Origin of the sequence: Thiohalophilus thiocyanatoxydans (assembly GCF_004366735.1) — a bacterium.
Classification (GTDB): Bacteria; Pseudomonadota; Gammaproteobacteria; order UBA6429; family Thiohalophilaceae; genus Thiohalophilus; species Thiohalophilus thiocyanatoxydans.
Window position 1 is genome coordinate 68959 of record NZ_SOQX01000001.1, and the last position, 22999, is coordinate 91957.

The window sequence follows — 22999 nt, forward strand, 5'->3', positions numbered from 1 at the left end:
AATTTTCCTTCGTATCTTCGCGTCTTCGTGGTGAGGTTTTATAAACATCAGCTATCACGCAGGCTATCGCCAGCGTGACCTACGTTACTAGCTCCTGGCACCTCGTACCTGCCCGAAGGGCTTGCGTCTCTGCGGTGAGTTTTTTTATCCCCGGATCAGCTCACCACTGAGTGCATCGCGGATTTCGGTCGGGCTGCTGTGCGGGCCGACTTCACCCTCTAGCACGAAATCTACCTGCTCACCGAACTGTTCACGCACTTCCGCAGCCGTACGCGCCGGTGGCCGGCCGCTGAGGTTGGCGCTGGTCGAAACCAGCGGCTTGCCGAAGGCCTGGCACAGTTCCCGCGCCAGCGGATGGGCGGTGACGCGGACCGCCAGCGTGGCAAAGTCGCCTCGCAACCACTCACTCGTGTCCGCTTTGGCCGGCCACAACCAGGTAAATGGTCCCGGCCAGCTGGCCAGAACCCGGTGCCGCGCTTCCTGCGGCAATTCTTCCAGATAAGGTTGCACCTGATCGACACTGCTGGCGATCAGGATCAGTCCCTTGCTCCGTTCCCGTTGCTTGAGCGCAAGAATCTTTTCGATGGCCGCCTGATCGTCCGGGTCACAACCGAGACCATAGACCGCCTCGGTGGGATAGGCAATCACCCCGCCATCATGTAATACCTGGACTGCTCGCTGGATTGATGAAGACACGCGCACCCCACTCTTGTATCGCAATATTGTTAATCCGCAAATGCACGCTAATTAACGCTAATGAAAAGCCTTTATACTTCACAAGCAAATTCATCAGAAAAATCTAACAGCCAGGTTCACGCACTAAACGATATTGTCCCGGTGAGTACGAATTGCCTTAATAAATAATTTTATTGGCGTTTATTCGCGTGCATTCGCGGATTATTCCAGATCGTACTGCGGCGCAGCCGCACCTGCACCGGGCCAAGGCTCAGCAAGTCAATTCGTCCACGATTAACGATTCACGACTTCCGACTGCAAACTGCCAACTGCCGTCTGCTAACTGCGCCCTTATTCCTGCTCCGCCTCTTCTTCGGTTTCCACCTGTTCGCTGTAATTACACTCTTTTTGCGGGCAGACCTTTTCGGTGCCGCGGCGCTTGGTGGTCTTGAGGGTCAGCATCGGCCAGCCGCACTGGGGACAGGCTTCGTTGAGCGGCTGATTCCAGACGGCGTATTTGCAGTCGGGATAGCGTTCGCAGGAGAAGAAGATCTTGCCGCTACGCGCCTTACGCTTGAGCATGCTGCCCTGTTTGCACTCGGGACACTGGACACCGGTGTTCTCCGGTTTCTCCAGCGGTTCGATATAGCGACAATCGGGATAACCGCTGCAGCCGATGAACTTGCCGTAACGCCCGTGACGGATAATCAGGTCCGATTCGCAGTCGGGACACTTGCGCCCTTCAATCACTTCCGGTTCGGCGTTGGCGTCCTCGTTGACGTTGCGGGTGTAATCGCACTCGGGATAGTTGTTACAGCCGATAAAGCGACCGCGCCGGCCCAGTCGGATGGCCAGACTGCCGCCGCACTTGGGACACTTCTCATCGATCTGCTCGTGGGTCACGTCCTTGCGATCCACACTCTTGTCCTTCTCTTCGACCAGTTCGTGGAAAGGTTTCCAGAAATCCTTCATCATCGGCACCCAGTCTTTCTCACCGCGGGCGATGGCATCCAGATCGTCTTCCATGTGCGCGGTGAACTCGTAGTCCACGTACTGGGGGAAATGTTCGGTGAGGAACTTGTTGACGATACGTCCCACGTCGGTGGGAATGAAGCGCTTCTTGTCCATCTCCACGTATTCACGCTGTTGCAAGGTGGAGATGATCGAGGCATAAGTCGAAGGTCGGCCGATGCCGTACTCTTCCAGCGCCTTGACCAGGCTGGCTTCCGAATAGCGCGGCGGCGGTTCGGTGAAGTGCTGCTCGGGGAGGATCTTGAGCAGCTCGACCACATCGCCTTCCTTCATCGGCGGCAGAATGCGGTCTTTGTCATCCTTGTCCTTCTTGCTGTCATCCTCGCTTTCCAGGTACAGCGCCATGAAACCGGGCTTGACCACGGTCGAGCCGTTGGCGCGAAACAGGTTGTCCGGACTGCCGGCGGCCAGATCCACGGCCACGGTATCCATGGTGGCATGGATCATCTGACAGGCGACGGTACGTTTCCAGATCAGCTCATACAGACGAAACTGATCCTTGCTCAGGTGCTTTTTAATCTGCGCCGGCTCGTGCAATACCGAGGTCGGGCGAATCGCCTCGTGCGCTTCCTGGGCGTTCTTGGATTTGGTCTTGAACTGGCGCGGCTCCTTGGGCAGGTTATCGGCGCCGTACTTGTCCTGAATAAACTGGCGGATCTCGGTCAGGGCTTCGTCGGCCAGATTGACCGAGTCGGTACGCATGTAGGTGATCAGACCCACGGTTTCACCGCCAAGATCGATCCCTTCATACAACTGCTGGGCGACGCTCATGGTCTTGCGTGCGGTAAAGCCGAGTTTGCGCGAGGCTTCCTGTTGCACGGTCGAGGTGGTAAACGGCGCGGCCGGGTTACGCTTGCGCTGTTTCTTTTCGACCTTGTGGACCGTGAGCTTGCCGTTGGCGGCACCGCTTAATGTCTGTTCGGCCTCTTTGGCCTTTTTCTCGTTATTAATCGTAAACTGGCTGACTTTCTTGCCCTGAAGATAGGTCAGCTTGGCGGTAAATGCCTGCTTGTCCTGTTCCACTTCGGCATCCATGCTCCAGTATTCTTTGGGCTTGAAATTTTCAATCTCGATCTCGCGCTCGACGATCAAACGCAGCGCCGGACTCTGTACCCGGCCGGCGGACAGACCGCGACGGATTTTTTTCCATAACAACGGCGAGAGATTGAAGCCCACCAGATAGTCCAGCGCGCGGCGCGCCAGCTGGGCGTGGATCAGGTCGTCGGATAGTTCACGCGGGTGCGAAACCGCATCATTGACCGCGCTCTTGGTAATTTCGTTGAACGCCACGCGACCGACATGTTTGTCGTTGAGCACGTCCCGGTCCTTGAGGATCTCATACAGATGCCAGGCAATCGCTTCACCCTCGCGATCCGGGTCAGTGGCAAGATACAGGTTGTCGGCTTTTTTCAGGGATTTGATAATCGCATCGATATGCTTTTCGTTTTTTTCGATCAGCTGGTACTTCATGGCAAAGTCATGTTCGGGATCGACCGCCCCCTCCTTGGGCAACAGATCACGCACATGACCATAGGAAGCCAGGACCTCATAGTCCTTGCCGAGATATTTTTTGATCGTTTTGGCCTTTGCGGGCGACTCAACGATGACCAGACTTTTTGCCATAAGTTTAAATTACTCTTATAAAAGCAAATGCCCGCGTTTAGCGGGCACTATGTTTAAATCTGCTTGTTTTGCCAACTCAATGCAGAATACCGGGCATTTCGTCGAACACCAGATCTTCCATCCAGGCGAATGCCGCTTCCCTGCCCGGTTGATTAAACAGTACCATCAGGACGACCCATTTGAGCTGTTCCAGGTCGATTTCATCTTCACCCAGGGCCATGACCCGGTCGACAACCATTTCACGAGTGTAGTGATCCAGTACGCCGGTCTGCTCCAGAAACAGCAAAAAGCCGCGGGCTTCAATATCCAGCTTTTCACACTCTTCGGCGGTATAGATGCGAATCGATCCGGTGGTTTTGCCACTGTAGATCGAGGGGTCATCCTGCATCGCCACCAAGCCTTCCAGCCATTCAAAGGCGCGGGTGATTTCCACCTGGCGGAAACCCGCTTCTTGCAGTTCCACGCGCAGTGTTTCCTCGTCCGTATCGAATTCTATTTCATCATTCATATAGTTTTCAAACAGATACATCAATACGTCGAGTACACTCTCTTTCATCTTTTTACCCCTCTAACAGGTCTGGCAATAATGGCCGCCATTGGTGGCGGCAACAAAGCCTTGCAATTCCAGCACCAAGAGCATGGAACAAACGGCATCGGCCGTCAATCCACTGCGTTCTACTACCGTATCTACGGATGTCGGCTCGTGACCGATACACTCCAGCACTTTTTGATACTCGGCGTCGAGTTCAGCCTTCGGATCCGCCGTACTCGGTTCACCAGAGGAGGCATCCGCTGTGACTTGATACCCCACCAGTTCGCCCAGCTCTTCGAGCACATCCTGCGCCGTTTCGACCAGCTTGGCTCCCTGGCGCAGCAGCTGGTGGCAGCCCCGGGCCTGGGGATTATGGATCGAGCCGGGCACGGCGAAGACTTCGCGCCCCTGCTCCAGCGCCAGCCGGGCGGTAATCAATGACCCGCTTTGCCGCGCGGCTTCCACCACCAGCACCCCTACCGCCAGGCCGCTGATAATGCGGTTGCGCCGCGGGAAATTCCCCGCCAGCGGCGGCGTGCCGGGGGAGAATTCCGAGACCAGCGCACCGTGCCGGGCGATCTCGTGGGCCAGCTCACGATGGCGGGCCGGGTAGACCCGATCCAGGCCGGTGCCGACCACCGCCACACTGTAGCCGCCGCCCGCCAGGGCGCCCTGGTGGCTGGCGGCATCGATACCCAGCGCCAGGCCGCTGGTGATGGTCAAGCCCCGGCCGCCCAGGTGGCGGGCAAACTCCTGCGCCGTTTCGCGACCGGCCGGGGTCGGATTGCGGCTGCCGACCATGGCCAGTTGCGGCAGCTCCAGGCAATCGGGATCGCCATAGACGTACAGCAGCGGCGGGGGATCGGCCAGTGTCCGCAACCGGGCCGGATAACGGGTGTCCGCCAGCGTCAGAATATGGGCCCCGGGCTGCGTCGCCCAGGCCAGATCGGCCTCGATCGCGGCCTCATCCGGAGCGTTTAATGCCGCCACCGTCTCCTCCCGCAGGCCCGCCGCGCGCAACGCCGCCGATCCGGCGCCGAGAACCTTCCCGGGGCTGCCAAAACGCTCTATCAGGGAGTAAAAGGTCGCGGGGCCGATATGCGGGGCCCGATGAAGCACCAGCCAGGGGCGTAATGATTCCTGTTCGTCAGCCATATAAGAAGTGTCCCGACCAAGTTCCGTTTGGTCCCCGCAAGCGGCCATTCAGCACCGCTTCGGTTGCCTCGGCCGGATTGTATCACCCGGCGGGGATTTGCACAGCCCCGCCGTCGCCGTTCACATGCCTCAGGGGCTGGTGACCCGGTCTTTGACGTGCAGGGCGCGATTGGCCTCCATGACCAGGGCATAGCTGACCTTCTCGTAGGTCCGGAACACCATCAGGAGCCCGGCCCGCTCGTCGGGAAGCTCCACCGATCCCCGGTTGACGGGATCGCGGGCGGTGCCGCCGTCCTGATAGATTGCCAGCACATGGCCGGACTCCAGACCATCGCGGGCGCCCCGGCTCAGAATGACCACATTATGCTGGCCAATCTGCGAGAGGCCATTATGCACAGCGATAATATGGCCATTCACTTCCTCCTCGGGCGGCCGCGGGAAGAAATTAAATTCGAGCGTCTCTTCCTCTGCCGGCAGCAAATGATCGCCGTTGAGCACCTCCTGCCTGGCCCGTTCGATATTCAGGGTCGTCACGTCGTCCACGCCGGTCTTGCCGCGGGTCACCCGGGCTTCCGCCAGACGGAGGACTTCGTAGCCGAGGGTTTCGCCCGTCTCCGGATCCTTGTAGACCCGGCCGGGCCGAACCACCTCATAGCGGCCGATCGCCTCATCCTCGATATCCCGGACATAGATCGTGTTGTCGTTACTGCTGATCAGATGGCCTTCATAGCTGGAGACAATATAGGGGGCGTCATCCAGCTCATCTTTGCCGATCACCCGCGGGCGCTGCAAAAAGGGCGCAATCACCGATCGGGGAATGGTCGGAATGGCTTTATCGATCGGCTCGTAGCGTTCCCGCGGGGACAACCGGGTGGCCTCCCTGTCACGCGGTTCGGTAACGCCACCGCTGCCTTCCAGGGTCAGATAGGGCTCGCCGTCAGCTCCATGATAGAGCACAATCACATCCCCAGGGTAAATCAGGTGCGGATTGCGAATCTCGGGGTTGATATGCCAGACCTTTGGCCATAACCAGGGATCCTTGAGAAAGCGTCCGGCGATATCCCACAGGGTATCCCCCCGTTTGACCACATAACGCTCCGGGTAATCCGGCTTGAACACCGGTTTTTGCGGTTCGGCGTCGGGCGCTTCGTCGATTGTGTACGAGGTCGATTCAGGCGCCGAGGCCGGTTCGCGCTCCGGCGGGGCCGACCCACAGGCCGCCAGGCCCATGCCGAGCAAAACAATGGACAGGAAACGTGTCAAAATCGGGCCAGTCGGTTTATTATCTACCATGAAGGATCCCCTGTCAGAGGCCACTTGTTATTCGAGTTTAATTGACCTGGCACCGGGAACAAGAAACCCCTGTCAGACAGGCCCATAGCGAGTAGTATCACAGTACTATCATAATGTTAGCAGCTTTTTCTACACCCGTACTAGAGAAACGTCACGAAATCATATGGCAATGTTGAATATTTTGAATTATCCCGATGATCGGCTGCGCATCAAGGCGAAGCCGGTGACCGAGTTTGACGCCCGCCTGCACCGGCAGATCGACGACATGTTCGAGACCATGTACGCCGCGCCCGGCATCGGCCTGGCCGCCACCCAGGTGGATTTCCATCAGCGGCTGATCGTCATCGACGTCTCCGAGGACAGGAGTCAGCCGCTGGTACTGATCAATCCCGAGATCACCGAGAAGGACGGCATCCAGCAGATCGACGAAGGCTGCCTCTCCGTACCGGGCGTCTATGAACCGGTGGAGCGGGCCGAACATATTCGCCTCAAGACGCAGGATCGCGACGGCAATCCGCTGGAGATGGAAGCCGAAGGGCTGCTGGCGGTCTGTATCCAGCACGAGATGGATCATCTGGAGGGCAAGCTGTTCGTCGACTACCTCTCCGAACTCAAGCGCCAGCGCATCCGCAAAAAGCTGGAAAAACAGCAACGGCAGGCCGGATAAATCCGACAGTTGCTAGGTGCTAGTTTCTAGGTCCTAGAACCTAGCCCCTAGCACCTTGGCGGCGTCTAACAAGTCGCAACGCACCCAGGAAGTCGATGCCCTCTCAACAACGTCTAGTCTTCGCCGGCACCCCCGAGTTCGCCGCCACCGCCCTGCGGGCCCTGATCGAAGCGGGGCACGCGATCGTGGCCGTCTACACCCAGCCGGATCGCCCGGCGGGGCGGGGGCGCAGGCTGCAGCCGGGGCCGGTCAAGCAGCTGGCGCTGGAACACGGGATCCCGGTCTGCCAGCCGGAACATTTCAAGTCCGACGCCGCCCTGGCCGAACTGGCCGCCTGGCAGGCGGATCGGATGATCGTCGCCGCCTACGGGCTGCTGCTGCCGCAACAGGTCCTCGACATTCCGGCACACGGCTGCCTGAACATCCACGCCTCGCTGCTGCCGCGCTGGCGCGGCGCGGCACCGATCCAGCGGGCCATCCTGGCCGGTGACCGCGAGACCGGCGTCACCATCATGCAGATGGACGCCGGGCTGGATACCGGTGACATGCTGCTCAAATTGCCCTGTCCGATTGCCCCGGATGAGACCGGCGGCAGCCTGCACGACAAGCTGGCCGTTCTGGGCGGCAAAGCCATTGTGCAGGCGCTGGCTAACCTCGAACAGCTCCGGCCCGAGCCCCAGGACGATGCTCAGGCGACCTACGCCCGCAAGCTGGACAAGGCCGAGGCCCGGATCGACTGGCACAAACCGGCCGCCCGGCTGGCCCGCGAAGTGCACGCCTTCAACCCCTGGCCGGTGAGTCACACCCGGCTCGAGGGTGAGCCGCTGCGAATCTGGCAGGCCGAGGCACAGGAAATGTCCGGGGATGATTCAGATCAGGTACCTGGCACCGTAGTAAGCACTGACTCTGACGGGATCGACGTGGCCTGTGGGCAGGGCCTGTTACGACTGCAACAGATCCAGCCGGCCGGCAGCAAAGCCATGAGCGCCGCCGCCTTTCTCAACGGCCGCCCCGGCCGGCTGCAGGTGGGCATGCGGCTGGGTGACGATGGCGGCGAAGCGTCCTGATGAACGTCCGTCTCGCCTGCCTGCGGGTGCTGCAGCAGATTGTCCAGCAGGGCCAGAATCTGGATAACGCCCTGGACGGGATCCTGCCGCAGCTCGATCAGGTCCGCGATCAGGCGCTGTTGCAGCATCTGTGCTACGGAGTGATACGCTGGTATCCGCAACTCGACTTTCTGCTCGGGCAACTGCTGCACAAGCCGCTGAAGAAAAAAGACGCCGATCTGCGTCTGTTACTGCTGCTGGGGCTGTATCAGTTACGCTTCAGCCGGATCCCGGCCCACGCGGCGGTGGGCGAAACCGTCGCCGTGACCCAGAGCCTCAACAAGGCGTGGGCGCGCGGCATGGTCAATGCGGTATTGCGCAACTATCAGCGTCAACAGGCCGAACTCGATATCAAACTGGAACAGGACGCCCCGGCCCGCACGGCCCATCCCGCCTGGCTGCTGACCCACCTGCAGCAGGCCTGGCCCGACCAGTGGGAAGCGATCGTCGAGGCCAACAACACCCAGGCGCCGATGAGCCTGCGGGTCAACCGGCGCCTGGGCACGCGCGACGACTATATAAAGCGTCTGGCCGCGGCCGGACTCGAGGCCCGCGCCGCCGCCCACGGCGACAGCGGCGTGATTCTCGCCGAGCCCTGCCCGGTGGACCGGCTGCCCGGCTTTGCCGAGGGGCAGATCGCGGTCCAGGACGTCGCCGCCCAGCTGGCGGCACCGCTGCTGGATCCTCAACCCGGCGACCGGATCCTCGATGCCTGTGCCGCCCCCGGCGGCAAGACCGCCCATCTGCTCGAACAGCAGCCGGCAGTGCAGGAACTGGTCGCCCTGGATATCGATTCCCGGCGCCTGGAGCGCATCGCGCAAAATCTGAGTCGGCTGAATCTGCAGGCAACCCGGCTGGTGGGTGACGCCGCCCGGCCGGACGACTGGTGGGACGGCCAACTGTTCGATCGCATCCTGCTCGACGCGCCATGCAGCGCCACCGGCGTCATTCGCCGCCATCCCGATATCAAGCTGCATCGCCGCCAGCGCGATATCCCGGCGCTGTGCGCCACACAACATGCTATGCTGTTGGCGCTGTGGAACCTGCTTAAACCGGGCGGTACCCTGCTGTACGCCACCTGTTCGATCCTGCCGGAGGAGAACCGGCAACAGGTGGAACATTTTCTGGCCGCCGTGGACAATGCCCGGCACGTTGCCCTGCCGACAGGCTGGGGGCACGCCCAGTCGGCAGGGCAACAGATCCTGCCCGGCGAGGATGATATGGATGGCTTTTATTACGCACGTCTGGTCAAGACAAGCTGAGAGCGCAACCCCGGGGCCCGTCCGCTGGTTGCGCTATCTGCTGCTCGCGAGCGCCCTCGGCACGTCGAATACCGTCTTCGCCGATAACGGCTTTGTCATCCGCTCGGCCCAGCTGAGCCTGCACGGGACGGTCTATCACCTGGATGCGCGCATCAACTACCGCCTGTCGCAGGAAGCCGTCGATGCGGTCAAAAACGGGGTGCCCCTGATTATCGCCATCGATATCCGGGTGGATCGCAAGCGCCGCTGGTGGCTGGACAAGGAGCTGGCCACCCTGACCCAGAACTACCTGCTGCTCTATCACGCGCTGACCGAAAAATACGTGATTCACAATCTCAACAGCGGTATTCAGGAAAATTACGCCAACCTGGATACCGCTCTCTGGTCGCTCGGCCGAATCGATGGCCTGCCCCTGATAGACGCCAACCTGCTGAAGCCGGGCGCCGAATACGGCATTGAGCTGCGTGCCCGACTGGATATCGAATCCCTGCCGGCACCCATGCGACCCCTGGCCTATATTTCAAGTGACTGGCAACTGCAAAGCGACTGGTACTCATGGTCATTGGCTCGCTGATTCGCAAACTCTTCTCCGGCAGCGCGCCGATCATTATTCTGTTCGTCCTGCTGCTGACCTCGCTCTACCTGATGAGTGGCGCCACGCACAACTCGGCGCTGTTCGGCGAGCTCTACTCGCTGATGCTCGGGGTCAATATTCTGGCAATCTTCCTGTTGCTGGTTCTGATCGGCAAAAGCCTGTGGCAACTGATACAGCAATACCGCCGGAAGGACACGGGGACCCGGCTTACCGCCCGCCTGGTGGTGATGTTTGTCATTCTCTCGGTCACGCCGGTGTCGGTGGTCTATTACTTTTCACTCGATTTTATCAAGCGCGGGATCGACAGCTGGTTCGATGTGCGCGTCGAAAACGCCCTGAACGATGCACTGGAACTGAGTCAGGCATCACTGGGCGTGCGCATGCGTGAGTTGCTGCGCGAAACCCAGAGCCTGAGTCGCGAGCTGGCCAATACCCCCGATAATCTCAGCGCCCTGAAACTGAACGAACTCCATCAGGAGACCGACGCCTCCGAACTGACCCTGTTCTCGCGCAACGGCCGTATCATCGCCTCCAGTAACCTGGAGTCGACCCAGTTGCTGCCGGCCCGGCTGGATGACACCAGCCTGCATATGCTGCGTCAGGGCAATGACGATATCGGTCTGGTCCCGATCAGGGACAGCGGCCTGCACTTTCGCGCCGCGGTAATCCTGCCCGGCCCGGATGCTGTGACCGAACCGCGTATCCTGCAGGCCCTGTTTCCCGTGAACGAACGCATCAACACCCTGGCCGACAGTGTGCAGTCGGCGTTCAGCCAGTACCGGGAAGTGGCTTATCTGCGTACGCCGCTGAAATACAGCTTTATTCTCACCCTCTCGCTGGTGTTGTTGCTGAGTATTCTGGTGGCGATCTGGGCCGCGTTTTACGCGGCGCGACGCATGGTGCAGCCCATCTACGATCTGGTGGAGGGGACCCGCGAGGTGGCCGCCGGCAACTACGACAAACGGCTACCCCTGCCGGGCAAGGATGAGCTTGGCTTTCTGGTTCGCTCGTTCAACGAGATGACCCACAAGATCGCCATTGCCCAGCAACAGGCCCAGCAGAGTCAGCAACAACTGGAGACCCAGCACGCCTATCTGGAGGCGGTGCTCGCCAATCTCTCCTCGGGCGTGCTGACCCTGGATAACCGGCACACGCTGAATACCCACAACCTGGCCGCCAGCCAGATCCTCAATCTCGATCTGAGCCGCTATCAGGGTGCGCGACTGGATACGCTGGCCGACGCCGAACCCGCCACCCGACAACTGGTCAACGCGATCACCCAGTATCTCGATGCCGGCGAACAGGAGTGGCAGGAGCAGGTGACCCTGTTCGGTCCCAACGGCCGCAAGGTGTTGATGTGTCGCGGGACCCCGCTGCCCCACAGCAGTGATCGCGAAAGCGGCAGTATTATCGTCTTCGACGACATTACCGCGCTGATCCAGGCCCAGCGCAACGCCGCCTGGGGCGAAGTGGCCCGCCGTCTGGCCCACGAAATCAAAAACCCGCTGACCCCCATTCAGCTGGCCGCCGAGCGCCTGCGTCACAAATACCTGAAAACCATGCCGCAAGACGATGCCAACGTGCTGGACCGCTCCACCCACACCATCGTCCAGCAGGTCGAGACGCTCAAGGAGATGGTCAAGGCGTTCTCCGACTACGCCCGTATGCCGGAGTTGCAACTGGAAACGCTGGATCTGAACACGATCATCGACGAGGTCCTCGATCTCTATCGCACCAGTAACAACCAGATCCGCTTTACCCTGAAGCTGGATCCCAGCATGCCGCAAATCGAGGCCGATGCCGGCCGCCTGCGTCAGGTGCTGCACAACCTGTTCAAGAACGCGCTGGAAGCGATGGACTATGCCCGGGGCTCAAAGCTTCGGGTCACCACCCGGTGCGCCCGGCAGCAGAATTGCCGCTATGTGGAGCTGAAAATCGAGGACAGCGGCCCGGGCATTCCCGAGCAGCTGTTTGACCAGTTGTTCGACCCCTACGTTACCACCAAGCCCCGCGGCAGCGGCCTGGGTCTGGCCATTGTGAAAAAGATCGTCGAGGAACACGGCGGCATGCTCTGGGCGGAGAACAGCGCCGCCGGTGGCGCCACGGTGATTATCCGCCTGCCGGTGGTTTCCTCCGGCGGTGAAATAAGCGATACAATGGAGCCGGACTCCGAACAAACGATTAACCGCGATGATGATGCAGCCGCCTGAATCCGCCGCTCCCGCGCCTCCGCAACAGTCCGATACCTCGGCCGCCACGCCCTATATTCTGGTGGTCGATGACGAGCCGGATATTCGCCAGCTGCTGCAGGAGATCCTCGAGGACGAGGGTTACGAAATCGCCGTGGCAGAAGATGGCGAGACGGCACGCCAGCTGCACCGCCAGCGCCGGCCCGATCTGATTCTGCTGGATATCTGGATGCCGGACATCGACGGTATCACCCTGCTCAAGGAGTGGAAGGACGATGAACAACTCGGCACGCCGGTGATCATGATGTCGGGCCACGGTACCGTCGAAACCGCGGTCGAGGCCACCCGCCTGGGGGCTTATGACTTTATCGAAAAGCCGATCTCCCTGGCCAAGCTGCTGCTGACCATCGAACACGCCCTGGAAACCGACAAACTGCAGCGCGAAAACCAGGGGCTGCGCCGCCACAGCCTGGAGGTGCACGAGCCGATCGGCAAAAGCGCTGTCATGCAGAACCTGCGGGATCAACTACGGCGCATCGCGGAACATGACAGCTGGGTATTAATGCATGGCGAGCCGGGCTGCGGTATTCACATCGCCGCCCACTACCTGCATGATGCCAGCACCCGGCGCGACCGCCCCTTTATCGATGTCAATGTCTCCGGCCTGAACTCCGACAATGCCGCGCATGAACTGTTCGGTTCCGAAAAAACCGGCCCGATTTATTACGGCTTGCTGGAACAGGCCAGTGGCGGGACCCTGTTGTTGTATGACATTGCCGATATGGATACGGCGACCCAGGCCAGGCTCTATTCCGCCCTCGATGCGCAGAGTTTTTACCGGACCGGCGGTACCCAGCCCGTCGAATTGCGGGCACGCATTATCGCCGCCAGCCATCACGATCTGGAGCAGCGGGTGGCCGACGGCCTGTTCCGCAAGGACCTGTTCTATCTGTTGAATGTGGTACCGGTACGGGTCCCGGCCCTGCGCGAACATCGCGAGGATGTCCCGGAGCTGCTCAATTTTTTCACCAATCAACTGGTCGACCTGGAGAAGCTGCCCTATAGAAAGTTCACCATGGCGGCACAGAACCGATTGCGTAACTATGACTGGCCCGGTAACCTTCGCGAGCTGACCAACCTCATACAGCGACTTCTCATCGTCGGCTCGGGGCACGAGATCGATATAGACGAAATTGACGCTGCGCTGGGCGAAAGCGACACGACGAGCAGCAAGCGCGAGGTCCAGGTCAATTACGATCTCCCCTTGCGCGAGGCGCGCGAACAGTTCGAACGTGACTATCTTGAATACCAGCTGCGCAAGGCACGGGGCAGCGTCGGCAAAGTGGCCCAGGCGGTCGGCCTGGAGCGGACCCATCTGTATCGCAAGCTGCGCGCCCTGGGGATTGATCCGAAGAACATCAGCCACGACGGGTAATCCGAAGACAAACGTTTTATAATTTACTTTATAAAAAGTACAACACTGGATTTTTATGAAAATCATCATTCTCGGGGCCGGTCAGGTCGGCAGCTCACTGGCGGAGAATCTCGCCAGTGAAGCCAACGACATCACCCTGATTGACCAGCGCGAAGAGGTGCTGCAGGGCCTGCAGGATCGCCTGGACCTGCGCACCGTGATCGGCCATGCCTCCTATCCCGAAGTCCTGCAGCGTGCCGGCGCGGACGACGCCGACATGCTGATTGCCGTGACCGACAGTGACGAGACCAACATGGTCGCCTGCCAGGTCGCCTATACGGTCTTTCATACCCCGACCAAAATCGCCCGGGTCCGCTCGCTCGAATACCTCAAACATAACAATCTGTTCAGTCCGACGGCCCTGCCCATCGATGTACTGATCAGCCCCGAACAGTTGATCACCAATTATGTACAAAGCCTGATCAATCATCCCGGCGCCCTGCAGGTACTCGACTTTGCCGACGGACTGGTGCAACTGGTCGGTGTACGCGCCTATTACGGCGGGCCGCTGGTCGGCCACGAGCTGCGTACCCTGCGCAAGCACATGCCCGGCATCGAGGCGCGGGTGGCGGCCATCTACCGACGCGGCCGGCCCATCATCCCCGAAGGCCACACCGTGATAGAAGCCGACGACGAAGTCTTCTTCATCGCCGCCAGCAAGAATATCCGCAAGGTCATGAGCGAACTGCGGCGCCTGGACAAACCCTACAAGCGCATCATGATTGTCGGCGGCGGCAATATCGGCAAGCGGGTTGCCCAGTCACTGGAACGCAAGTACCAGGTCAAGCTCATTGACCATAACCTCGAGCGGACCCGCGCTATATCCAATGAACTCTCCAGGACCATGGTGCTGTGTGGCGACGCCGCTGACGAAGAGCTGCTGCTGGAAGAGAATATCGACAAGATCGATGTCTTCTGCGCCCTGACCAATGACGATGAAGCCAACATCCTCTCCTCGATGCTGGCCAAGCGACTCGGCGCCCGCAAGGCGATTACCCTGATCAACCGCGCCGCCTATGTGGATCTGATCCAGAGCGGGGAGATCGACATCGCCCTCTCCCCGCAACAATCCACCATCGGCAGTCTGCTCGCCCATGTGCGCCGCGGCGACGTGGTCAAGGTCCATTCCCTGCGCCGCGGCGCGGCCGAAGCCATCGAGGCCATCGCCCACGGCGATATCAACACCTCCCGGGTCGTTGGCCGCAAAGTCGAGGATCTCAAACTGCCGCCGGGCACCACCATCGGCGCGATCGTCCGCGATAACGAGGTCATCATCGCTCACCATGACACCCTGATCGAATCAGACGACCACGTCATTATGTTCCTGGTCGACAAGGCGCGCATCCCCGATGTCGAGCGGCTATTCCAGGTCAGCATCACTTTCATATAAATAACAAGGTATGAGTAACGAGGGACGAGTGACGAGGAGTATGGCTTCTGTGCATTTCATCAGTCTAAACCAGAGCACCAAATACCTGAGCCCCTCGTGTAGGGTGGATCAAGCGCAGCGGATCCACCTGCAATCTTGTCCTCGTCCCTCGTCACTCGTCACTCGGCCCTGTTCTTAATCATGCATTTGCTGGTTATTCAACGCATCCTGGGCATTCTGCTGATGATCTTCAGCCTGGCGATGCTGCCGCCGCTGTTTGTCTCCTTCCTTTATCTTAATATTACATTTGACGCATTCTTTTACAGTTTCGCGATCATTCTGATCAGCGGCATTATCCTGTGGTTGCCGGTCAAGAAGCAGAAGCAGGAACTTCGGATCCGGGACGGATTTCTGGTCGTCGCGCTGTTCTGGACCATTTTGAGTCTGTTCGGCGCCATCCCTTTCATTCTCTCGCCCGATCCGGCGGTTTCTATCACCGATGCGATTTTCGAGTCCTTCTCCGGGCTGACCACGACCGGTTCCACGGTCCTCACCGGCATCGATGACCTCCCCGAATCGATCCAGTTCTATCGCCAGCAACTGCAGTGGCTGGGCGGCATGGGGATTATCGTACTGGCGGTGGCCATCATACCCATGCTCGGCATCGGCGGCATGCAGCTGTATCGCGCCGAAACCCCAGGCCCGGTCAAGGACACCAAGATCACCCCTCGCATCACCGAGACGGCCAAGGCATTATGGTATATCTACCTGAGCCTGACCGTACTCTGTGCTCTGGGTTACTGGCTGGGCGGCATGAGCCTGTTTGACGCCATCGGGCACAGCTTTTCGACCGTGGCGATCGGCGGTTTTTCGACCCATGATGCCAGCATGGGGTACTTTATTGACAAGCCCATGATCGAGGTCGTGGCGATTATTTTCATGTTTCTCTCGGGCATTAACTTTGCGCTGCACTTCACCGCCTGGCGGCATCGTTCGCTGGCGTATTACCTGCTCGATTCCGAATTCCGGGCTTATGTGATTATTCTTATACTCGTTGCCCTGATAACCGTATTTTACCTGCATAACGAGAATGTCTTCCCCGGATTCGATCGGGCGCTACTGCACGGTGTATTTCAAACGGTGTCGATCGGCACCACAACCGGCTTCACCACTCACCAGTACCACCTGTGGCCCGGCTTTTTACCGGTCCTGCTGCTGTTTGTCAGTTTCATCGGCGCCTGCGCCTGGTCTACCGGCGGCGGGATGAAAGTCATTCGATTTTTATTGTTGCTCAAGCAGGGAATACGCGAGATCACCCGCATTGTTCATCCCCATGCGGTAATTCCGATCAAACTCGGCGGGAAACCGGTCTCGCCGCGAATTATCGATGCTATCTGGGGCTTTTTCTCCGCCTATGTCGCGGTCTTTGCCATCATGCTGCTGATCCTGATGATGACCGGACTGGATCAGATCACCGCCTTCTCCGCGGTGGCCGCCACCATCAACAACCTGGGCCCGGGGCTCGGTGAGGTCGGTGACAACTACGCCTCCCTGACCAATACCGCCAAATGGATCCTCTGCTTCTCCATGCTGCTCGGCCGCCTCGAGATCTTCACCCTGCTGGTGCTGTTGACCCCGGCCTTCTGGCGCCGCTAGCTTTTCTATCAAAATCTACTTACCGCAGAGACGCCCGCCCTTCGGGCAGTGACGAGGGACGAGGTACTGGGTACGAGGCAATTAAGCCACTTCAGCTTACACAGAAGTGGCTCGTTGAAGACTCATAAACAATATTTCTTTGCGACCTCTGTGCTAATGGCTTTTATTGTTTTTCAGCCTCGCAGCCCTTATCCTTGTGGCATGTCCATGATCAACAACCTCGAAAAAATGCTCGCCGACGGCCAGGACAGCCTGCTGCTGCGCTTCGGCCTGGGACAGGCCTATTACAAGGAAGGGCATTACGACAACGCCATCGCCCATCTGCAACGCGCCCTGCAATTCGACGGCGAATACTCCGCCGCCTGGAAGCTGCTCGGTCAGGCTCATGCCGACAGCGGCGATCAGCAGCAGGCCATCGCCACCTATGAAAAGGGTATCGAGGTCGCGGAAAAGAAAGGCGATATGCAGGCGGCCAAGGAGATGCGGGTGTTTCTCAAGCGCCTGCTAAAACAGGCTGAGCAATAAAATCTGTTTAAATTTAATCCAGCTTCCAGGCTGAACAGACTACTGATGCTGATGCCGATAAAAACACAAGTTACTGTCGTACATGTCAGGAACATACCTCACAATTATTTCACATAATAATTACAAGTATATATTCAAAAGAGCTCTCTGGTTAAAGGATCTGAGGTCTGAGTGCATCAACCTTAATTAAAGCTACAGTATTGAAAACCGGTACCCCACACCCTGAACCGTCATGATAAATCGTGGTTGCGCCGGATTGTCTCCCAGTTTTTGTCGTAATTGCCCAACCAATACGCGTAAATAGTGAACATCGTCCTGGTGAGTACTATCCCATATTTCCCGGATAATTTGCTGATGCGTTAATACCTGCCCATGTGAGGAAACCAGTAAACGAAGCAGTGTATATTCCTTTTTTGAAAGATGAACGGCCGTGCCGTCAACAGTGACTTCGCGCGTAGTGAAGTCAACATGGAGTCCCTGGGACTCAAAAACTGTCGCTGAATTCGATGAGTCATCAGAGCTACGTAAAATAGCTCGAACTCTGGCCATCAATTCACCAATACCAAACGGCTTTGTTACATAATCGTTCGCACCTGCATCCAACGCCTGAACTTTATCAGTTTCGGAGGCACGCACTGACAATACCAGAACAGGTATTTGCGACCATTCTCGAAGTTGCTCTATAAAGTTCTGGCCATCCAGATCCGGCAGCCCCAAATCAAGTATAACAAGATCCGGATTGAGTGAAGTTACAAGCATTAGTCCTTCCTCGCCAAGACGAGCTTCATACACTATGTAATTATGTGCCTCCAGACTAATTCTAAGAAATTTTCTGATTTGCGACTCATCTTCAACGACGAGTATTTTTATTGCTGATTCAGACGACATATTCAATTTTCTGGTATTTCAATCGGAATAATTATTTGCATACAGGTTCCTGTCCCTTGCAACCCATCCTTTGCAGTAACGGTACCTCCATGTGCCGCTATCATTCCTCGGCAAATTGCCAGCCCGAGACCCGTACCCTGTAATTGGCCACGATCGCCTTGACGTATGGTGTAAAACATATCAAACACCTTCTCTCTTTCTTTTTCTGGTATACCGGGCCCTTCATCACAGACATTGATTTTTAAATTCCCTCCAGAGTCAATGGCCGTGATCGTAACAACACCATCTTCAGGCGTGAAGCGAATAGCATTATCCATAAGATTGACGACCGCTTGTTCTATCAACACCCCATGAACCCAGATCACTGGCACGTCGTTTGTCACAGAAGTATTAATCGTAACTTTATCCTTAAATACGCTCGCGCGATTAATTGCACTGGATATTATATCGTGCAGGTCTACCCATTCTCGCTGAAGCTTCAGCTTTCCTTGCCCAAGACGGGTCATATCCAGCAAATTCTGGATATGACGATCAAGCCGCTGAGCTTCCGTGGTTACGGTAGATAATAAGTCTTTTCTGTCAGTTGTACTGAATGAATCTCCGTATTCCATAAGGCTTGTTGTGGAACCGATAATAGAGGCAAGCGGCGTCCTCAGATCGTGTGAAATTGAGGAAAGTAATGCAGAACGCAATTGCTCTGTTTCTGTAACCAGTTTGGCTTGCTCAAGATCCTCGACCAACTGTGTCCGATCCAGCGCAATAGTCGCCTGATCACACAAACTCTTGGTCAGCTCAAGTTGCTCATCATCCAGAATACCATCTATCACAACCATACCTACTACGCCAGTGCGCGTTGCCAGCCTGATCGCATGCAACTCTGGCGCTGCTTCGCTATTCACTAACCCCTGATTCCAGACAAGTTTTAACCTATCCGATGCAATTGGTATCGGGTTGTTTGCTGTAGCCCGCTGTTCGGGTTCTTCATCTTCGCCAGTGGCCATTGTAAATACCTGGACAGGTCTTTCCAATGATTTGGCCAGATGGTCCGCCAGGGATTCCAAAACTGTAGATTCGCTTGCCGCTGAGGACATGCGTCGACTAAATTCATACAGATTCGATATGCGCTGAAGAGATGTCCGGCGTTTCGCAATCTCCAGATGCATACGGGCGGCCAGATTCCCTGTGATTGCGGCAATAATGAGGAAAAAAAGCAAGGTGGCCACATCACCGTCATCAGCAACCTCAAAGGTATAGTAGGGGGGAGTAAAGAAAAAATTATACGCCAAAAAGCTCACGATGCTTGAGAGCAATGACGGCCCCAGTCCTGTTCGGGCAGAGACAACCAGCACACCTGTGAGGAATAAAAGCGACAATGATGCGTGAGGCATCAGCCGATTAACAAGAAATGCTAGGCTTATAGTGGCAACAACCACCATTCCTGCAAAAAGATACTTCTTCTTGTCGGTATTGGTTGAGAAAAGAGGCTTCATTTTTCCCATCGAACCTGAGTTCCAATCACGATATCAGAAATTTAATGTCCCAGACAGAATGCCTGAAAAATATAAAAAAACCGTAAAATTTTTATATTATTTTTATATGACTTTATCCACTGAGAATTCGATACTCTGCCGCAAATAAGCTCTATTTCAGATAAGTAATTCGCAAGTCGCCTTTCTCTCGCAAATACTTGACTGTTTTGCACAACTTTATCACTGCATTATTAATCTTGTGGGACAAAGTAGCTCAGAACTGCGATTTCCTGGCTCGTTTGTAGGTGATTCGAGTATATGCATTGGCGTGCAATAACCCGGTTATTCGGCATTTTGATGATGCTGTATAGCCTGAGTTTCCTGCCTTCAGTTGGCATTGCCATTCTGTATGACGATGGCCAGGCTATTATTTTCGGCTTGTCGCTCTTGATTACCTTCGTCGGCGGTTTGTTTCTCTGGTTTCCAAACATCCGTCAGCGCGCTGAACTATCCGTACGTGACGGCTTTCTGGTTGTAACACTATTCTGGGCAATACTCGGTATGGTGGGGGCGCTGCCCTTTATCCTGGGTCTCCATCTCAGTATAACGGATGCGGTATTCGAGTCTATATCCGGGTTTACCACCACCGGGGCCACTGTCATTGCAGGACTGGATCAGCTACCGCCCTCTATTTTATACCATCGTCAACAGATTCAATGGCTTGGTGGCATGGGTGTCATTGTTCTGGCCGTCGCGATACTGCCTCTGCTCGGTGTTGGCGGAATGCAGTTGTACCGCGCCGAAGCTTCAGGCGTCGCAAAACAGGAAAAAATCACTCCAAGAATCGCCGAGACTGCCCGTGCGCTCTGGATTATTTACCTGGTACTGACACTGGCCTGTGCCATTGCATACTGGATAGCCGGCATGAATCTGTTTGATGCGGTCGGCCACGCCTTCACTACCGTCGCGACCGGTGGCTTTTCCACCCATGATGCCAGCATTGCACACTTCAACAGCATCGCCATTGAAATCATAGCCATTGTCTTCATGCTGGCCGGTGGTGTTAATTTCGCCATTCATTTTGTCGCCTGGCGCCGTATGACATTGCGGCCTTATGTAAATGATCCGGAAGTCCGAAGTTACGGATACATATTTATGCTCGGGCTATTGATTATTACCCTGAGTTTGTACCTGGCAGGGGAATACACCGGCGCCTCGAGTTCCCTGCGTTATGCCGCCTTTCAGGTGACCTCGATCCTTACCAGCACCGGCTTTACTACTGCGGATTTTTCACTCTGGCCTTTGCATATTCCATTGGTACTGGTGATCTTGTCCTTCACGGGTAGCTGTGCCGGATCAACCGCAGGCGGAATAAAAATCATCCGTATCATCCTGTTAGCCAAACTGGGATTACGACAATTATTTCAGCTTGCTCACCCACAAGCCATCTCCGTCGTCAAGCTGGGAGGAAAGGCAATATCTGAAGAAGTTCTTTATTCGGTATGGGGCTTTTATGTGCTGTATATTGTCACAGCACTGCTGTTAACCGTTGCCATGATGGCCGCCGGCCTGGACCTTGAATCCGCATTTGGGGCTGTTGTTGCAACAATCAATCTATTAGGTCCCGGCCTGGGTGATGTTGCGAGTAATTTTTCCGGAGTCAATGCCGTAATCAAATGGCTGGGCGTTTTCGGTATGCTGGTAGGCCGGCTGGAAGTCTTCACCCTGTTGATTCTGTTCCTTCCAGCCTACTGGCGGCATTAAAAACTCAAATGGTTAACGTACGGGGATAAAGATGAGAATTATTATCCTGGGAGCAGGCCAGGTTGGCCGCACGATGGCGGAGAGGCTATCGACCGAAGATAATGATGTCACTGTCGTTGACACACAGCCGGAACTGCTAAAGCATATTCAGGACCGATATGATATACGTACTGTAACAGGACATGCCTCGCACCCGGATGTTCTTGAAAAAGCCCGAATTGAAGATGCGGATCTGGTCCTTGCTGTCACCAACAGTGATGAAACAAACATGGTTGCCTGCCAAATTGCCCATTCGCTTTTTCATACACCGACGCGACTGGCCCGTGTTCGTTCAGCTGGATACCTGACCCATCCCGAGCTTTTCACTCCTGAAGCGATACCGATAGATTTCATTATTAGTCCGGAACAATTAGTGACCCGGTTTATCGAAAATCTGATCGAATTTCCGGGCGCACTTCAGATCCTGGACTTTGCCGAGGGTCGAGCACAACTGGTGGCGGTTCGTGCCCACTATGGCGGTGGCCTGGTTGGCAAAGAGTTACGTCATATCAATGAGTTACTTCCAAAAATCGATGCCAGGATTGTGGCCATTTATCGTCGAAAACGGGCGATTATTCCGACCGCGCGAACCGTCATCGAGTCCGATGATGAAGTCTTTTTCCTTGCCGGCAAACAACATATACGCAAGGTAATTACAGCATTTCGCCATACGGATAAATCCAATAGAAAGATCATAATCGCGGGTGGCGGAAATATTGGCATGGCCTTAGCCAAGCAGCTGGAGTCAATCTATCATGTCAAGATTATTGAGAATAACCGAGCAAGAGGTCGTTACCTTGTCGAATCACTCGGCAAGACTGTTGTATTAAACGGTGACGCGGCTGATGAACACCTGTTACGAGAGGAGGATATCGAGAATATTGATATGTATTGCGCCGTAACCAATGATGATGAAGTCAATATCCTCTCAGCCATGCTGGCTAAACGCCTCGGTGCACGCAAGGTTCTATCGATAATCAACCGACCAGGCTATGTGGATCTGGCACAGGGCGGACCTGTAGATATCGCCGTCTCCCCCGCACAAATCACCATTGGCGCATTATTAGCCTATATCCGTCGCGGCGACATCGTCAGGGTCCATTCTTTGCGCAGAGGTGCTGCAGAGGCTATAGAAGTGATAGCCCATGGTGACCGTGAAACATCACATGTCGTGGGTAGAGAAATTGGCGAATTATCCCTCCCTGAAGGGACAACAATCGGCGTTATAGCGCGTGGTGACAAATTGCTGTTTCCAGATAAGCATGTAGTAATCGAGCCGGAAGACCATGTAGTACTGTTTTTAGTGGACAAATCGCACGTACAGGATGTGGAAAGGTTATTCCAGGTCGCAATCACTTTCTTTTAATAGCAGGTTACTATGCCAGATCTCGATCAATATGAAATGGATTGTTTAAGGAGAATTTCGGCTCAAGCCTCTGATTCTGTTGTCCCCTGTTCCGGATCCATAATACAACGTTTATTATCATTAGGATTGATCGAAAAGCGCACGACTACAAGATTGCCACTGGAGATGTCTCGCCAGACTTATCGTATCACCCCATCGGGTTTGAAATTAATAGCAAAATCAGGTTCCAGATAATAATCACAATCATCGTTCCCCATAGGAAACTCCCGTGTACGAAGCTTCTGACAATGCCGTCCGGCTGACTCATCACAATACTAAAT

General features: G+C 56.3%; 18 protein-coding genes. 11 read left to right on the forward strand and 7 right to left on the reverse strand.

Features of this window, described 5'->3' with window-relative positions:
* Nucleotides 1–144: 144 nt before the first annotated feature.
* The 5 genes from EDC23_RS00295 to EDC23_RS00315 form a co-directional block, all read right to left on the reverse strand.
* Nucleotides 145–696 (reverse strand): L-threonylcarbamoyladenylate synthase, encoded by a 552-nt coding sequence (locus EDC23_RS00295; protein WP_134080281.1) that lies wholly within the window; start codon nt 694–696, stop codon nt 145–147.
* Nucleotides 697–1026: 330 nt separating this feature from the next.
* Nucleotides 1027–3330 (reverse strand): type I DNA topoisomerase, encoded by a 2304-nt coding sequence (gene topA / locus EDC23_RS00300; protein ID WP_134080282.1) that lies wholly within the window; start codon nt 3328–3330, stop codon nt 1027–1029.
* Between the two features lie 76 nt (nt 3331–3406).
* Nucleotides 3407–3886, reverse strand: coding sequence for a DUF494 family protein (locus EDC23_RS00305; RefSeq protein WP_134080283.1), 480 nt, complete (start codon nt 3884–3886; stop codon nt 3407–3409).
* Between the two features lie 12 nt (nt 3887–3898).
* A complete protein-coding gene (gene dprA / locus EDC23_RS00310) occupies nt 3899–5017 on the reverse strand; it encodes a DNA-processing protein DprA (protein ID WP_134080284.1) in 1119 nt (372 codons plus the stop codon).
* 129 nt (nt 5018–5146) lie between these two features.
* Entirely contained in the window at nt 5147–6310 is a 1164-nt protein-coding gene (locus EDC23_RS00315; protein WP_134080285.1) for a LysM peptidoglycan-binding domain-containing protein, read from the reverse strand.
* A 163-nt stretch (nt 6311–6473) separates the two neighbouring features.
* Here EDC23_RS00315 and def point away from each other — a divergent pair, with 163 nt between their 5' ends.
* From def to EDC23_RS00360, 9 genes are all read left to right on the forward strand, one after another.
* Nucleotides 6474–6977 carry a peptide deformylase gene (gene def, locus EDC23_RS00320; protein WP_134080286.1) on the forward strand — a complete coding sequence of 168 codons (504 nt, stop codon included), beginning with the start codon at nt 6474–6476 and terminating at the stop codon, nt 6975–6977.
* 95 nt (nt 6978–7072) lie between these two features.
* A complete protein-coding gene (gene fmt, locus EDC23_RS00325; protein WP_134080287.1) occupies nt 7073–8044 on the forward strand; it encodes a methionyl-tRNA formyltransferase in 972 nt (323 codons plus the stop codon).
* Nucleotides 8044–9345 carry a 16S rRNA (cytosine(967)-C(5))-methyltransferase RsmB gene (rsmB, locus tag EDC23_RS00330; protein ID WP_134080288.1) on the forward strand — a complete coding sequence of 434 codons (1302 nt, stop codon included), beginning with the start codon at nt 8044–8046 and terminating at the stop codon, nt 9343–9345. The genes fmt and rsmB overlap by 1 nt, the downstream gene beginning before the upstream one ends.
* Nucleotides 9308–9919, forward strand: a complete 612-nt coding sequence (locus EDC23_RS00335) for a DUF4390 domain-containing protein (protein ID WP_166668729.1) — start codon at nt 9308–9310, stop codon at nt 9917–9919. The genes rsmB and EDC23_RS00335 overlap by 38 nt, the downstream gene beginning before the upstream one ends.
* Nucleotides 9901–12150 (forward strand): ATP-binding protein, encoded by a 2250-nt coding sequence (locus EDC23_RS00340; protein ID WP_208321232.1) that lies wholly within the window; start codon nt 9901–9903, stop codon nt 12148–12150. Before EDC23_RS00335 ends, EDC23_RS00340 begins: the two co-directional genes overlap by 19 nt.
* Complete coding sequence (locus EDC23_RS00345) at nt 12134–13564, forward strand: sigma-54-dependent transcriptional regulator (protein ID WP_243830698.1); 1431 nt, start codon at nt 12134–12136, stop codon at nt 13562–13564. Before EDC23_RS00340 ends, EDC23_RS00345 begins: the two co-directional genes overlap by 17 nt.
* Before the next feature lie 55 nt (nt 13565–13619).
* Entirely contained in the window at nt 13620–14993 is a 1374-nt protein-coding gene (gene trkA / locus EDC23_RS00350) for a Trk system potassium transporter TrkA (RefSeq protein WP_134080290.1), read from the forward strand.
* A gap of 180 nt (nt 14994–15173) precedes the next feature.
* Entirely contained in the window at nt 15174–16628 is a 1455-nt protein-coding gene (locus tag EDC23_RS00355; protein WP_134080291.1) for a TrkH family potassium uptake protein, read from the forward strand.
* Nucleotides 16629–16835: 207 nt separating this feature from the next.
* Complete coding sequence (locus tag EDC23_RS00360) at nt 16836–17153, forward strand: tetratricopeptide repeat protein (protein ID WP_134080292.1); 318 nt, start codon at nt 16836–16838, stop codon at nt 17151–17153.
* A gap of 192 nt (nt 17154–17345) precedes the next feature.
* Here the strand turns inward: EDC23_RS00360 and EDC23_RS00365 are convergent, their stop codons facing one another.
* Together EDC23_RS00365 and EDC23_RS00370 are read right to left on the reverse strand one after the other, a co-directional pair.
* Nucleotides 17346–18041, reverse strand: coding sequence for a response regulator (locus EDC23_RS00365; RefSeq protein ID WP_134080293.1), 696 nt, complete (start codon nt 18039–18041; stop codon nt 17346–17348).
* 2 nt (nt 18042–18043) lie between these two features.
* Nucleotides 18044–19540 (reverse strand): sensor histidine kinase, encoded by a 1497-nt coding sequence (locus EDC23_RS00370; RefSeq protein ID WP_134080294.1) that lies wholly within the window; start codon nt 19538–19540, stop codon nt 18044–18046.
* A 288-nt stretch (nt 19541–19828) separates the two neighbouring features.
* On the opposite strand from EDC23_RS00370, the gene EDC23_RS00375 reads away from it, so the two are divergent.
* Nucleotides 19829–21274 carry a TrkH family potassium uptake protein gene (locus EDC23_RS00375; protein WP_134080295.1) on the forward strand — a complete coding sequence of 482 codons (1446 nt, stop codon included), beginning with the start codon at nt 19829–19831 and terminating at the stop codon, nt 21272–21274.
* A 31-nt stretch (nt 21275–21305) separates the two neighbouring features.
* Nucleotides 21306–22679, forward strand: coding sequence for a Trk system potassium transporter TrkA (gene trkA, locus EDC23_RS00380; protein WP_134080296.1), 1374 nt, complete (start codon nt 21306–21308; stop codon nt 22677–22679).
* Nucleotides 22680–22999: the final 320 nt, after the last annotated feature.